The following is a 13,032-nucleotide window of genomic DNA, read 5'->3' as shown; positions in this document are numbered from 1 at the left end:
ACACCGTAGCCACCATGAATATCCAAGCCATCACCCAGCGCCTGCACACCATCCGCGACCAGAACCACTGGCAGCGTTTCCACAGCCCGAAGAACCTGGCCATGGCCGCCAGCGTGGAGATGGCCGAGCTGCTGGAGATATTCCAGTGGCTGAGCGAGGACGAGTCCCGCGCGCTGCCCGCCGACAAGCGCGAGCATGCCGGCCAGGAAGTTGGCGACATCCTCATGTACCTGTTGCTGATGTGCAGCGAACTGGGCATCGACATGGAACAGGCGCTGCTGGCCAAGCTGGCCGACAACGAAAGGCGCTTCGCCCGATGAGCGACCGGCACTTCGACGAACTGGCGGCGCGCTTCGCCGAGAAGATCTACGGCGGCGCCAAGGGTGCGATCCGCCTCGCGGTGCTGCAGGCCGACCTGGCCGAGGTCTTGCCGCAACGCCCGCTGCGGGTACTGGACATCGGTGCCGGCCTTGGCCACATGAGCCTGTGGCTGGCGCAACAGGGGCACGAGGTGACGCTGGCCGAACCGGCGGCACCGATGCTGGAGGGCGCGCGCGCGCGCTTCGCCGCGGCGGGCCAGCCGGCGCGCTTCATCCAGGCGCCCTGGCAGCAGGTGCAGGAGCACGTCGAGGGCCGCTTCGACCTGCTGATCTGCCACGCCGTGCTGGAGTGGCTGGCCGAACCGGCGGCGATCCTGCCGGTCCTGCAACGCCTGACGACACACGATGGCTGGCTGTCGCTGGCCTTCTACAACCGCGATGCGCTGATCTACCGCAACCTGCTCAAGGGCCATTTCAAGAAGCTGCGCGCACAATCCTTCGCCGGCGAGCGCCAGAGCCTGACGCCACAGCAGCCGCTGGACCCACGCGAGCTGGCAGCGCAACTCGACCCGCTGTGGAAGGTCGAACGTACCAGTGGCGTTCGGGTATTCCACGACTACATGCCACCCGAATTCCAGGCGCGCACCGAACCTGCCGAGTTGCTGGAAATGGAACTGGCCTACCGCCGCCATCCGACCTTCGCCGGGCTCGGGCGCTATCTGCACTGGTTGTGCCGGCCGCGCTGAACGGCCAGGAGGATCGCATGCCGCCCCGCCTCGCTATCTGCCTACTGGCACTGGCTGTCGCCGCCTGCCAGAGCCACAACCCCTATACGGCCGAATCGGTCCCCCTGCCAGCGGCGCCGTCGGCCTCGGAGCCAGGCGAAGTGCGCGGTGTCTATCCGGCCGCACCGCTGGATTTCTCCCGCTATCGCTCCTGGAGCTGGCGCGGCCTGCCGGCAGGCACCGGCTCGCTCGCCCCTGAAGAGCTGCAGGAAATCGTCGCCGATGCGCTGGAACAGCGCGGGCTGCGCCCTGCGGCGGATGCCACTCCGGCGGCGCTGCAGGTCAGTGCGGCAGCACGCACCGAAACCCGCGAGCGCCAGGTCTACGACGACTATGGCAGCTACTACGGACATGGCCGCTATGGCCACGACTATGGCCTATGGGGCAGCCGGCCACTGGTACGCACCTATCGCGAGGACGTCGTGGTGCTGCGCATCGAGCTGTTCGACGGCGCCAGTGGCAATGTGGTGTGGAGCAACCAGGCCGAAGCACGCAGCGCAGGCAGCCGGGCCGAGCGCAAGGATGCGGTAAGAACGGCGGTACAGCGGGCACTGGACGACTACCCGCCGCGATGATCCAGTGCGGCGATGGCGACGGCAGTCAAGCACATGGCCCAGGCGTAGACTGAGCATGCACATCAACCGCGGAGAACGATCATGTTCCAGCGACTGCTAGCGATCTCTTTCATCCTGCTGCTGACGGCCTGCCAGAGCACGCAGCTGCAGCGTGATTTCGACCCCACCCGGGATTTTTCCGCCTACCGCAGCTGGAGCTGGAAAGAGCCCGCCTTGCAATACCGCCCGGACGATCCCCGCATCCAGAGCGACCTCACCGAGCAGCGTATCCGCGCGGCGATCGCCGAACAGCTCGACCAGCGCGGCCTGCGCCCGGCGGCAGCCGGCAGGCCGGCGGACGTCCAGGTCCAGGCCTGGTACATCGTCGACAAACGCACCCAGCAGTACACCACCACGTCCGGCGGCTGGGGCTATCCCTGGTACGGCTACTGGGGCGGGCCGGTCTATACCGATACGCGCACCGTCGACTATCAGGTCGGCACCCTGCAGATCGACCTCTACGACAGCGCCGACGGCAAGCTGGTCTGGCGCGGCAGTGCCGAGCAGGTTCTGCGCAGCCGCTCAGGTACGCCCGACGAACGCGTCGGGGCAGTCCGCGAGATCGTGACCCGGGTGCTTTCGCAGTACCCGCCGAGCTGAGCGTGCAGTTCAGCGCTGGCAAGGTAGGGCGGGGCTCGCCATACTGTCGCGCTCCCTGATTTCGGAGTCCGCATATGCCTGCCGTCGCCTGGTGGTTGCTCACCCTGCCCTTCATCGCCGGTGCCATGCTGCCCTTGCAGGCCGGCATCAACGGCCAGGTGGCCCGCCACCTGGGCAACGTGCTGGGTGCGGCACTGTTGTCCTTCGCGGTCGGCACCCTGGCGCTGTTCTGCATCGTCCTGATCCAGCGGGACCTGCCCGCGCTGCAGACGCTCAAGGGCCTCAACTGGTGGCACTGGAGCGGCGGCCTGCTGGGCGCGTTCTTCATCGCCACGGCCGCCTTTGCCGCACCGCGCACGGGCGCCCTGCTGTTCATGGCGCTGGTGCTGGCCGGACAGTTGTTCATGGCGTTGATGCTGGATCACTTCGGCTGGGCCGGCTTTCGCCCGTCGGCGATCAGCCTGGGCAAGGTGGCCGGCCTGCTGCTGATCTTCGCCGGCGTCTGGTTGATTCAGCGCGGCTGACGGATATCGCTTTCGCGCGCACGACGAAGAAAATGCCCGCTCACTAATGCTCGAAGGAGTAGAACAGATTGGGCTCGCTGACCAGATAGAGATTGCCCTGCCCGTCGAAGGTCATGCCTTCGGCCTGCGGCACGCTGCGTTCGAGCCCGGCGAAACCGCCCCAGAGCGAACGGAAGCTGACCATTTCGCCCTGCCCGTCGAGTTCCAGCATCATCCTCGCCTCGTCGCTCAGCAGTACCAGGTGGCCGGTACGCTCGTCGAAGTGCACCGAGGCCAGATCGCTGGCCATGCCCTTGTCCTCGATCCAGGCATTGCGGTCGATGACGCTCAGGTCCAACCGGCCATCCAGCGTGCGCTTGAGGCCCTGGATCTCGTAGAGCTTGCGTGGCGAGTGTTCCTTGACCACGAACAGCCGGTCGCCCTTGCGATCGTAGCCGATGCCTTCGAAGCCGGCGTTCTCGGCCACGTGCAGGTTGAGGGTCACCGACTGGTAGTCAGCGCGGTTCAGCGGGCCGACGGTATCGGGAATCCGCACGATCACCAGCGATTGCTTGCGCTCCTCGGTCAACACCAGCAGGTCGTCGCCGAGATAGGTCACGCCCTCGACATCCTCGAAGCCGCGTAGCGGATAACGTGCAATGAGGCGGCCGTCCTTGCCCAGCGCCAGCAATTCCTCCGGGTTGTTCAGCACCGCCCAGAGCTGGTCGCGTTGGTCATCGTAGGTCAGCCCGGACAGGTTGTCCTTCACCGAGGCCACCGGCAGCGCATCGATCACCGCGCGATATTCGGGCAGCCAGAGGCTGCGCTGCTCCCAGCGGCTCTCATGCCAGGTGGTCTTCAGGCTGTAGAACGCACGTTCCCCGAGGTGCATCGAGAAAGCGGCATACGCCAGACTTGCCAGCAGGACGGCAAGCAGCCAGAAGCGGCGATTCGAGGTCAGAATGGCTGCAACCGTTTTCGAAGAGGACATGGGATCGTTCCTGAGGCAGTCGGCGCCATCATGACGCGCTCCATCCTGCCGGAGCAGCAATGTATAACAGGAATCATTAACGAAACATGAATGAAACATCCGCTCATAAGGGCGTTGAACTCCGGGCCGCGGGAAACGGCCCAAATACATGGCGTCATGCGCCGCATCACAGGGCCTCTGGAGAATGGCATGCGGGTTGAAGGATTTTTCGAATGGCTGGGCCAGGCGCTCGGCACCGTGATTCGCTACATCGTCGAAGGCCTCAGCGATTTCTTCGGCCTGTTCGCCCGGGCCGGGCACAATTTCCTCGAAGGCCTGTCGCGTACCCTGGGCATGGACCGCTCGCTGCTCAGCCTGGCGGCCCTGGTGGTCGGCCTGCTACTGCTGGTCGCGGCGGTGCGGGCGTTCTTCCGTGGTGCGGTCATCAGCGGCCTGATCTGGTTGCTTCTCGGCCTGTGGCTGCTGAGCTGGTTGATTCATTGATTCTCGCCACGTCGCGCCACACGCCCTGTCGCAGGATGTGCGGTGCGCTGTGAGCCCGTTGCCGCGGCTTTTCCCCCGCCTTGTGCGCCGCGTATAGTGCCGGGTCGTCCCGGAGGCCCGAGAATGTTCCGCCTGCTTGCCGCCTGGCGCCATGTACCCACCCACCGCAAGGTCTGGGCGCTGGCCGCGCCGATGATCCTGTCGAATCTCTCCGTCCCGCTGGTAGCGCTGGTGGACAGCAGCGTGATCGGCCATCTGCCGCATGCGCATCAGCTGGCGGCAGTCGCGGTCGGCGGCAGCCTGTACACCATGCTGGTCTGGGTGATGGGCTTCCTGCGCATGGGCACGACCGGCTTCGCCGCCCAGGCCGCCGGACGCGACGATGGCGGCGCGCTGCGCCAGATCCTGCTGCAGGGCCTGGTCCTGGCGCTGGGGTTCGCGTTGTTGCTGGGGGTGCTGGCCCTCGCGCTCAAGGGCCCGGCGTTGCACCTGATGCAGCCGTCGGCCGAACTCGACGCACTGACTCGCGATTACCTCCATACCCGCCTGCTCGGCCTGCCGGCCGCGCTGGCCAGCTATGCGCTGATCGGCTGGTTTCTCGGCACCCAGAATGCCCGCGCACCGCTGGCCATCCTGCTCACCACCAATCTGGCCAATGTCGGGCTGGACCTCTGGTTCGTGCTCGGCCTCGAGTGGGGCGTCGCCGGCGCGGCGCGGGCCTCGGTGATCGCCGAATGGAGCGGTGCGCTGCTCGGTCTGGCGTTGACCCGCAACGCCCTGGTTCGCTACCCGGGACGGCTCGACACCGATGCCTTGCGCCGCTGGCTGAACTGGCGCCCACTGATGGCCGTCAACCGCGACATATTCCTGCGCTCGCTGGCGCTGCAGCTGGTGTTCTTCCTGGTCACGGTGCAGGGCACGCGCCTGGGCGACACGACCGTCGCCGCCAATGCCCTGCTGCTCAACGGCCTGCTGCTGACCGCGCATGCCCTGGACGGCCTGGCCCACGCCGTGGAAGCCTGAGCGGGCACGCCATCGGTGCGGGCGATCGCACCGCACTGCGCCGGGTGATGATCGTCGCCGGCGGCTGGTCGCTGCTGGCCAGCCTGGTCTTCGGGCTGTTCTTTCTCTATGGCGGCCCGTTGTTCATTCACATGCAGACCGACATTCCCGAAGTGCGCCGGATGGCCCAGCGTTACCTGCCCTACCTGGCCGCGCTGCCGCTGGTCGCGGTCTGGAGCTACCTGCTCGACGGCCTGTTCATCGGCGCCACCCGCGCGCGGGAAATGCGCGACAGCATGCTGCTGGCGGTGGCCCTGGCGCTCCCGCTGGGCTGGTTGCTGCAGGGGCTGGGCAATCATGGCCTGTGGCTGGCCTTCCTGGGCTTCATGCTGCTGCGTGGAATCTGCCTGGGCGTCCTCGCCCATGGTCTGCAGAGCCGCGGAGCGTGGTTTATCCTTGCCCAGCGGACCACCGGACATTCAGCCAAGGGAATCTGAACATGGCCTATGCCATCGCCGCCTACCTGCACTTCCTGGCGATCTTCCTGCTCTTCGCCCTGCTGTTGCTGGAACATCAACTGTTCCGCCAACCCGTGACGCTGGAACGGGCACGCAGCCTGTTTCACACCGACATCGCCTTTGGCATCGCAGCCGCCGTGGTGCTGGCCACCGGCATTGCACGCGCCCTGCTGTACGGCAAGGGCCTGGACTATTACCTCGACAACAGCCTGTTCCATGCCAAGGTCGGCCTGTTCGTGGCAGTGGCCGTCCTGTCCCTCTACCCGACCCTGACTTTTCTGCGCTGGCGCCCGGCCTTGAAGGACGGCCAGGTACCACAATTGACCTGCAAGACCGCCAGATGGGTTACGCTGGCGATCCGCCTGGAACTGGCGTTGCTCGTGCTGATCCCATTATTGGCGGTCTTGATGGCGCGCGGCTTCGGTGTAATTACCGGCTGATCGCCCCGTTTCGCCGCAGAGCCGGCGCATTCGATCCACCGACATAGCAGAATCGTCCCCGACCGAGAACCTCCATGTCCGACAATCCCGCGTTCCAGCTTTCCAGCGAGAACTACGAAGTTCTGGTGAATGCCATCGTCGACTACGCCATCTACATGCTCGACCTGAACGGGCGGGTGATCAGTTGGAATGCCGGCGCCGAACGCATCAAGGGATACCGTCGCGACGAAATCCTCGGCCAGCATTTTTCCTGCTTCTTCACCGAGGAGGACCGCCTTGGCGGCAAGCCCGGGGAAGCCCTGAAGACGGCGAAAAATGATGGGCGTTTCCAGGACGAAGGCTGGCGCCTGCGCAAGGACGGTACCCGTTTCTGGGCACTCACCGTGCTCGAAGCGATCTACGACAAGCAGGGCACGCTGATCGGCCTGGCCAAGATCACCCGCGACATCACCGAGCGCCACGAGGCCCAGCAACGGCTGGCCGAAGCGCGCGAGCAACTGCTGCAGGCACAGAAGCTCGAGGCTCTCGGCCAGCTTACCGGCGGCCTCGCTCACGATTTCAACAACCTGCTGACCATCATTCGCGGCGCTGCCGACCTGGGGTCGCGGCAGACCACCGACAAGAACCTGCTGCGCCAGCTCGAGACCATCAGGAACGCAGCGGACCATGGCGGCAACATCACCCGCCAATTACTGGACTTCGCCCGTCGCGAGCCACTGCGGACCCAGATCATCGATCCCAGCGAGACCCTGTGCAACACCCTGCAATTGCTCAAGCAATCGCTGCGCAGCGAATTGCGGCTGACCAGCGATATCCCCTCAGGCCTGCCCAGCATCGAGGTGGACCCGAGCCAGTTGGAGCTGAGCCTGCTCAACCTCGTGGTCAACGCGCGCGATGCCATCAGCGGTAGCGGCTCCATCCACCTGGAAGCCTCCAGCTGCGACCTGCAGGAAGAATTCGATGGCCTGCGGGGACGCTTCGTCGCCATCGGCCTGAGCGACAACGGTTGCGGCATATCGCCGGAGATCGCCCAACGGGTATTCGAACCCTTCTTCACCACCAAGCGATTCGGCCAGGGCACCGGCCTGGGCCTGAGCCAGGTTTATGGCTTCGCCAAGCAGTCCGGCGGCAGTGTGCGCTTGCAGTCCACGCTCGGCAAAGGCACGACCATCACGCTGTATCTTCCGGCCCGTAGCCAGCTTGGCGCCGCAGACCCGACCCGCCCGGCCGCCAAGCACATATTGCTGGTGGAGGACGACGTCAATCTGGCCCAGGTCTGCAAGGACATGCTGGAGATGATGGGCTTCCAGGTGACCCTCGCCCATGATGCCACGAGCGCCATGCAGTCGCTCAATCAACTGCTGCACGTGGACCTGCTGTTCAGCGACATCCGCATGCCGGGCGGCACCAGCGGCCTGGAGCTGGCCAACCGGGCACGCCAGCGGCTGCCGGAACTGCCGGTACTGCTCACCACCGGCTTCAGCGAAGCGCAGCGCCGCGAGGCGCTGATCTATCCATTGCTGAACAAGCCATATACCTACGAGAGCCTTTCCCGCGCACTGCAGGAGTTGTTGTAAGGCGAGACTGTTCGGGTCATATAACGCGATTCCGCCTGGCGTAGGGCGGGTTACAACCCGCCGAACGGAGCACAGGCCAACGCCCATCGGCGGGTTGCACCCGCCCTATGATGCTTCTTCAAGGCGTCAGGTACGAGGAGCGGGTCAGCCCCAGGCGCAGCGCATCGATGTACTGGGTCCGCTCCTTGGCGCTCAATCGGGCGCTGGCGACCTTGTCGCGGTAATAGGTCATCAGCTCCTCGGGCGACAGGTGCACGTAGCGCAGCATGTCCTCGATGGTGTCGTGGGTCTCGATGCCGGCGTGGTAGTAGCTGCCATCCTCGCGCTGGTAGACGTTCACCGAATCGGTGTCGCCGAACAGGTTGTGCATGTCACCGAGGATTTCCTGGTAGGCGCCGACCAGGAACACGCCGAGGAAATACTCCTCGCCGGATGCGATCTCATGCACCGGCATGCTGCTCTCGATGCTCTGCTCGTCGACGTACTGCTTGATCTTGCCATCCGAGTCGCAGGTCAGGTCCTGCAGCACGGCGCGGCGCACCGGCTCCTCGCTCAGCCGCTGCAGCGGCACGATCGGCAGGATCTGGTCGATCGCCCAGGTATCCGGCAGGCTCTGGAACACCGAGAAGTTGCAGATGTACTTGTCCGCCAGCTTGTCGTTGAGCTCGTCGAGCACCGCCCGGTGCGAGCGCTGGCGCGCCTTGAGCTGGTTGTACAGGCGGCGGCAGATGGCGAAGTAGCTCTGCTCGGCCAGCGCCTTCTGCGCCAGGCTCAGCTTGCCGGAGGCGTACTGCGCGCCGGACTCGCTCATGTAGTGGGTGGCGCGCCAGTAGGTCTCGGTGACCATTTCCGGATCGGTCGGCCCGAGCAGGTCGGCCAGCGACTGGACGATGTCCGGCAGCTCGTCGTAGTTGTCGATCTGCGGCACCTCGTCGTTGTGCCGCTCGATGTCGGTGACCTGCATGACCAGCACCGCATGGTGCGCGGTCATCGCCCGGCCGCTCTCGGAGAAGATGTGCGGGTGCGGCAGCTCCTGGCGGTCGCAGAACTCCTTGAGCATGCCGACCACGGTGCCGGCGTACTCGTCCATGTCGTAGTTGATCGAGCTGGCGTTGCGCGAATGGGTACCGTCATAGTCGACCCCCAGCCCGCCGCCGACATCGATGTACTCCACCGGCAGGCCCAGCGCACGTAGCTCGGCGTAGTAGCGGATCGCTTCCCGGAAGCCCTGACGGTAGTCGGCCAGATTGGCGATCTGCGAGCCCATGTGGAAGTGCAGCAGACGGATGCCCTGATCGATGCCCGCCGCGCGGAAGCGCTCGATCACCGACAGCAGTTGCGCCGCCGACAGGCCGAACTTGGAGCGCTCGCCGCCGGTATCCGCCCATTTCGACGAGGCCAGCGAGGACAACCGCACGCGCAGGCCCACCTGCGGCGTCAGCTTGAGCTCGTTGGCCTCCTCGATCACCAGCCCGACTTCGGACTCCTTCTCGATGACGATGAACACGTTGTGGCCGAGCTTCTGCCCCATCAGCGCCAGGCGGATGAATTCGCGGTCCTTGTAGCCATTGCAGACGATGGTGCCGCCCTTCGGCGCCAGCGCCAGCACGGCCATCAGCTCCGGCTTGGAACCGGCCTCCAGGCCGATGGAGACGTTCTGCGTAGCGATGATGTTCTCCACCACCGCTTCCTGCTGGTTGACCTTGATCGGATACAGTGCGGTGTACTTGCCGGCGTACTCCATGCGCTCGATGTTGGCGTCGAAGGCACCGGTCAGACGCCGCACGCGGTCCTGCAGGATGCCGGGGAAGCGCACCAGCAACGGCAGCGACAGGCCGGCCTCGCGCAGTTGCTCGATCAGAGCGCTGAACTCGATCGGCGCGCCGTCCGGCCCTTGCGGACGGACCTCGACCTTGCCCTGGTCGTTGATCGCGAAATAACCCGCCCCCCAATGGCGAATGCCATAGATGCTGCGGCTGTCGGCTGCAGTCCACTGGCTGCCGTCGTCTTTACGTGTACGTCGTACGGGCATCGAGGCCTCCGGAAGAAAATGACTGTTTCGCATCGGACATGAATCGCCATGCGAAGGCTATCCGGCTTCGACAGCCGATAGGCAAAGAAATAGCGGAAAACACCGGAACAGCGAGAAGAAGGCTATCAGCCGCCGGACCGCTTCGCCTTGAAGCCACGTTTGATCAGCTCGTCCATGAGCAGTTGGACATGCTCACCCTGGATTTCGATCACCCCGTCCTTGAGCGCACCGCCGGTACCGCAACGGCGCTTCAACGCGCTGGCCAACTCCTTGAGCTCGGCTTCGGCCAGCGGCACGCCGGTGATGGTAGTGACGGTCTTGCCGCCTCGGCCCTTGCTTTCGCGACGCACCCGGGCGATGCCATCGCCTTCGGGAATGATCGTCTGTTTGCAGATACAGGCATCGACCGGCTTGCTGCAATCGGGGCAATGGCGCCCTGAGTCGGTGGAATAGACCAGCCCGCCCAGGCCAGCGAGTGAGGTGGTTTTCTTCGCCACCGGACACCTCTCGATCAAACGAATGAAAGCCGCGCCAGCAGGCGGCGGAAAAGCGCGCAATTTAACAGACCGAGGCGGATGAATCCGCCATCACCCGATAAAACTTTCCGCCGTATTCCGGCACGTCGGTTGCCGAGAATCGACCATCGACTATTCGAGAAGGCCCTTCGCGCGCATGGCGCGCCCCTACACTTTTCTCCGCCACCTGAGAACGGCAGGGCGCTGGCGCCTGCTCCGTTCGGCGGACTGCCCTCCTACACGATCCGCCCCGCTGGCGCATAGGGCGCCGGGTCGACGACCGGCTCGCGCCCGAGCATCAGGTCGGCCAGCAGCTGGCAGGAAGCAGGTGCCAGCACCAGACCGTTGCGGAAATGCCCGCAGTTCAGCCAGAGCCCTTCGAAGCCGCTCACCGCTCCTATATAGGGAACGCCGTCCGGCGAACCGGGACGCAGCCCCGCCCAGTGCTTGACCACCTGCGCGTCGGCCAACGCCGGCAGCAGCTCGACCGCGGTCGCCTTGAGACTTTCCAGCGCATCTTCGGTGGGCACCTTGTCGAAGCCGACATCCTCCAGCGTACTGCCGACCAGGATATGGCCATCGCGACGAGGGATCGCATAGCGCCGCCTGGCCAATACCATGCTCGGCAGGAAATTCTCATCGCACTTGAAGAGAATCATCTGCCCCTTCATCGGCTTCACCGGTAGCTCGATCCCCAGCGTGGCCAGCAGCTCACCGCTCCAGGCACCTGCCGCAACGACCACCTGATCGGCGCGCATCTCGCCCTGCGCCGTCTGCACGCCGACGACCCGCTCACCGTCACGCACGAAGCCCGTCACCGGACACTGTTCGAGCAGGCGCACGTTCGGCAACCGCTGCAGCGCCTCGCGCAGCGCCTGCAACAACCGCGGGTTACGCACATTCGCCACGCCGGACATGTACACAGCGCGGGAATATCCCGCCCCCAGGGACGGCACCGCCGCCCGGACCTCGTCCAGCGGCACCGAGCGCAAAGGCCGCCCGTGGCGCTCGGCCCAGGCCAGGGCCTCGGCCTCGTCATCCAGATCCAGCCAGTACAGGCCGGTCACATGCACCTGCGGGTCGACCCCGGTCTCGGCCAACAACCGCTCGCCCAGTTGCGGATAGAAATCCTGCGACCAATGTGCCAGTGCCGTGACCGCCGGACTGTAACGCCATGGATACAACGGTGAAACGATCCCGCCACCGGCCCAGGACGCTTCGCGGCCCGTTACGCCCGCCTCGACGAGCACCACCTGCCCGCCTGCTTCGGCTAGCCGCAGCGCGCTCAACAGGCCGATCACGCCCCCACCAACGATGATCACTTCTTGATTCACATTCATCTCCAATCATCTGGTTCACATTTCGGCTCGACCTGACTTGACTGACGGGCAGACTGCTTTAAAAGAGTTTGCGAGCACCATGCATATACCCGTTTTCAGATTGGGCATGCACAACAGCAGCCAGGACGGCTGACATCATAAGTGCAAAGGAACCGCACTATGGCGAATCGAAATCAAGGCTTCACGCTTATAGAGCTGATCGTCACGCTATCGATACTGACCATCGTCGTCTCGATAGCATTTCCAGTCTTCACCGAAATGGTCGCCAGGAGTCGTCAACAGGCTCTACTCAATGACGTCTGGTCAACGGTGCAAAATGCAAGAGTCACCGCAGTGCTGCATAGGGAAACGATCGAGATATGCGGCTCGAAGGATACGGTCAACTGCACATCCGATTGGTCTGATGGTTGGTTGGTGCACAGTCCCGGCAGACAGCAAGCTCGCAACCTGACACAACTTCCCTCCTCCGACCAACTTCGCTGGAGGGGTCTAGGTAAGAACATCCGTTTTCGCAGCAACGGCACCACCCTCAATAACGGCACCTTCTATCAGTGCCACAAGCAAAAACTTGCCTGGCAACTCAAGCTCAGTCGTCAAGGTCGGCTACGAATCGCGACACCAGCCGAAAATAACAAAGAGCAGGCCATCTGCGACACTGAACAAGCACACGGCAATTGATCGAAGCATGGTCGAGATCACGCCTGCGACATCATTCACACTCGATAATGCACCCCATACCGGCCATCCCGGCAAACGGGCCGGCCATCTCCGTAGCCAAGACAATACAAAGCACCGCCCCCATTATCCGCTCAAGAATTCCAACGGAGCGCACCATGTCACGCCGCAGCGACATGCATGGATTCACCCTGATCGAACTGATGATTACTCTGGCCCTGCTGACCATCGTAGTGTCCATCGCAGTTCCCAATTTCACCTTTTTCATTCAGAAAACACGCCTGCAAAACAAGGCCGATGAGCTCATCAGTTTGCTGCAATATGCGCGCGGCGAAGCGGTAGTCCGTCGTACCGCGTCAGTCGTCACGGTAAACGACGATGGTCCCTGGCTCCTCAATGTCGGAAACGATGAACGTCAGTTGGAGCACATTCCTGCGCAGGCGCAAATGCTCGCGAACGTCACACAAGTGACCTACCGCGCCAACGGAACGGCCAATGCCTCGACCATCATCTTGTGCCTGGACGATAACCCGGATACCGGTTTCGTTGTTGATATCCAACCCAGTGGCGCGGCGCGCCTGCATCCCCGCGGCAAGGCTGCCGACGGGAACGACCTGACCAGTTGTACGCCATGAGG

General features: G+C 64.2%; 14 protein-coding genes and 2 pseudogenes. 12 read left to right on the top strand and 4 right to left on the bottom strand.

Features of this window, described 5'->3' with window-relative positions; genetic code table 11:
- Positions 1 to 14: 14 nt before the first annotated feature.
- The 5 genes from BAY1663_RS05185 to BAY1663_RS05165 all read left to right on the top strand — a co-directional run bounded on the left by BAY1663_RS05185 (position 15) and on the right by BAY1663_RS05165 (position 2,843).
- The gene (locus BAY1663_RS05185) at positions 15 to 320 is read left to right on the top strand and encodes a nucleotide pyrophosphohydrolase (protein WP_037038372.1); all 306 of its coding nucleotides are present in this window, start codon (positions 15 to 17) and stop codon (positions 318 to 320) included.
- Positions 317 to 1,066 carry a methyltransferase domain-containing protein gene (locus tag BAY1663_RS05180; protein ID WP_037038371.1) on the top strand — a complete coding sequence of 250 codons (750 nt, stop codon included), beginning with the start codon at positions 317 to 319 and terminating at the stop codon, positions 1,064 to 1,066. Before BAY1663_RS05185 ends, BAY1663_RS05180 begins: the two co-directional genes overlap by 4 nt.
- 17 nt (positions 1,067 to 1,083) lie before the next feature.
- Positions 1,084 to 1,680 (top strand): DUF4136 domain-containing protein, encoded by a 597-nt coding sequence (locus tag BAY1663_RS05175; RefSeq protein ID WP_037038389.1) that lies wholly within the window; start codon positions 1,084 to 1,086, stop codon positions 1,678 to 1,680.
- An 81-nt stretch (positions 1,681 to 1,761) separates the two neighbouring features.
- Positions 1,762 to 2,319: a DUF4136 domain-containing protein gene (locus BAY1663_RS05170; RefSeq protein WP_037038370.1), complete on the top strand. Its 558-nt coding sequence runs from the start codon at positions 1,762 to 1,764 to the stop codon at positions 2,317 to 2,319.
- Between the two features lie 74 nt (positions 2,320 to 2,393).
- Positions 2,394 to 2,843, top strand: coding sequence for a DMT family transporter (locus BAY1663_RS05165; protein ID WP_037038369.1), 450 nt, complete (start codon positions 2,394 to 2,396; stop codon positions 2,841 to 2,843).
- A 43-nt stretch (positions 2,844 to 2,886) separates the two neighbouring features.
- Here BAY1663_RS05165 and BAY1663_RS05160 read toward each other — a convergent pair whose 3' ends face one another.
- A complete protein-coding gene (locus BAY1663_RS05160) occupies positions 2,887 to 3,714 on the bottom strand; it encodes an SdiA-regulated domain-containing protein (protein WP_256206550.1) in 828 nt (275 codons plus the stop codon).
- A gap of 288 nt (positions 3,715 to 4,002) precedes the next feature.
- Between BAY1663_RS05160 and BAY1663_RS05155 the strand changes: the two genes are divergently transcribed.
- The 5 genes and pseudogenes from BAY1663_RS05155 (at position 4,003) to BAY1663_RS24995 (ending at position 7,833) form a co-directional block, all read left to right on the top strand.
- Positions 4,003 to 4,296, top strand: a complete 294-nt coding sequence (locus tag BAY1663_RS05155; RefSeq protein WP_037038368.1) for a hypothetical protein — start codon at positions 4,003 to 4,005, stop codon at positions 4,294 to 4,296.
- A 123-nt stretch (positions 4,297 to 4,419) separates the two neighbouring features.
- A pseudogene (locus BAY1663_RS05150) lies at positions 4,420 to 5,795 on the top strand (MATE family efflux transporter).
- A 2-nt stretch (positions 5,796 to 5,797) separates the two neighbouring features.
- Positions 5,798 to 6,256: a DUF2214 family protein gene (locus tag BAY1663_RS05145; protein ID WP_037038367.1), complete on the top strand. Its 459-nt coding sequence runs from the start codon at positions 5,798 to 5,800 to the stop codon at positions 6,254 to 6,256.
- 74 nt (positions 6,257 to 6,330) lie between these two features.
- A pseudogene (locus BAY1663_RS05140) lies at positions 6,331 to 7,443 on the top strand (nitrogen regulation protein NR(II)); the annotation flags it as partial.
- Positions 7,444 to 7,503: 60 nt separating this feature from the next.
- Positions 7,504 to 7,833, top strand: coding sequence for a response regulator (locus tag BAY1663_RS24995; RefSeq protein WP_256206549.1), 330 nt, complete (start codon positions 7,504 to 7,506; stop codon positions 7,831 to 7,833).
- Positions 7,834 to 7,951: 118 nt separating this feature from the next.
- On the opposite strand, the gene speA is transcribed toward BAY1663_RS24995, so the two are convergent.
- The 3 genes from speA to thiO all read right to left on the bottom strand — a co-directional run bounded on the left by speA (position 7,952) and on the right by thiO (position 11,714).
- Positions 7,952 to 9,865 (bottom strand): arginine decarboxylase, encoded by a 1,914-nt coding sequence (gene speA / locus BAY1663_RS05135; RefSeq protein ID WP_037038365.1) that lies wholly within the window; start codon positions 9,863 to 9,865, stop codon positions 7,952 to 7,954.
- A gap of 125 nt (positions 9,866 to 9,990) precedes the next feature.
- Positions 9,991 to 10,362: a translation initiation factor Sui1 gene (locus BAY1663_RS05130; protein ID WP_037038364.1), complete on the bottom strand. Its 372-nt coding sequence runs from the start codon at positions 10,360 to 10,362 to the stop codon at positions 9,991 to 9,993.
- 254 nt (positions 10,363 to 10,616) lie between these two features.
- A complete protein-coding gene (gene thiO, locus BAY1663_RS05125; RefSeq protein WP_037038387.1) occupies positions 10,617 to 11,714 on the bottom strand; it encodes a glycine oxidase ThiO in 1,098 nt (365 codons plus the stop codon).
- A 165-nt stretch (positions 11,715 to 11,879) separates the two neighbouring features.
- On the opposite strand from thiO, the gene BAY1663_RS05120 reads away from it, so the two are divergent.
- Together BAY1663_RS05120 and BAY1663_RS05115 are read left to right on the top strand one after the other, a co-directional pair.
- Positions 11,880 to 12,398 (top strand): GspH/FimT family pseudopilin, encoded by a 519-nt coding sequence (locus tag BAY1663_RS05120; RefSeq protein ID WP_037038363.1) that lies wholly within the window; start codon positions 11,880 to 11,882, stop codon positions 12,396 to 12,398.
- Positions 12,399 to 12,553: 155 nt separating this feature from the next.
- Positions 12,554 to 13,030, top strand: coding sequence for a GspH/FimT family pseudopilin (locus tag BAY1663_RS05115; RefSeq protein WP_037038362.1), 477 nt, complete (start codon positions 12,554 to 12,556; stop codon positions 13,028 to 13,030).
- Positions 13,031 to 13,032 lie beyond the last annotated feature (2 nt).

The sequence above is a fragment of the Pseudomonas sp. BAY1663 genome (assembly GCF_000582595.1).
Taxonomy (GTDB): domain Bacteria; phylum Pseudomonadota; class Gammaproteobacteria; order Pseudomonadales; family Pseudomonadaceae; genus Stutzerimonas; species Stutzerimonas stutzeri_AF.
Note: the sequence above shows the minus strand (reverse complement) of the source record. Positions and strands in the feature narration are given on the sequence as shown.

Coding starts and splice junctions, on each gene's coding strand:
- BAY1663_RS05185 (WP_037038372.1), top strand. CDS start 15: ATGAATATCCAAGCCATCACCCAGCGCCTGCACACCATCCGCGACCAG.
- BAY1663_RS05180 (WP_037038371.1), top strand. CDS start 317: ATGAGCGACCGGCACTTCGACGAACTGGCGGCGCGCTTCGCCGAGAAG.
- BAY1663_RS05175 (WP_037038389.1), top strand. CDS start 1,084: ATGCCGCCCCGCCTCGCTATCTGCCTACTGGCACTGGCTGTCGCCGCC.
- BAY1663_RS05170 (WP_037038370.1), top strand. CDS start 1,762: ATGTTCCAGCGACTGCTAGCGATCTCTTTCATCCTGCTGCTGACGGCC.
- BAY1663_RS05165 (WP_037038369.1), top strand. CDS start 2,394: ATGCCTGCCGTCGCCTGGTGGTTGCTCACCCTGCCCTTCATCGCCGGT.
- BAY1663_RS05160 (WP_256206550.1), bottom strand. CDS start 3,714: ATGCACCTCGGGGAACGTGCGTTCTACAGCCTGAAGACCACCTGGCAT.
- BAY1663_RS05155 (WP_037038368.1), top strand. CDS start 4,003: ATGCGGGTTGAAGGATTTTTCGAATGGCTGGGCCAGGCGCTCGGCACC.
- BAY1663_RS05145 (WP_037038367.1), top strand. CDS start 5,798: ATGGCCTATGCCATCGCCGCCTACCTGCACTTCCTGGCGATCTTCCTG.
- speA (WP_037038365.1), bottom strand. CDS start 9,865: ATGCCCGTACGACGTACACGTAAAGACGACGGCAGCCAGTGGACTGCA.
- BAY1663_RS05120 (WP_037038363.1), top strand. CDS start 11,880: ATGGCGAATCGAAATCAAGGCTTCACGCTTATAGAGCTGATCGTCACG.
- BAY1663_RS05115 (WP_037038362.1), top strand. CDS start 12,554: ATGTCACGCCGCAGCGACATGCATGGATTCACCCTGATCGAACTGATG.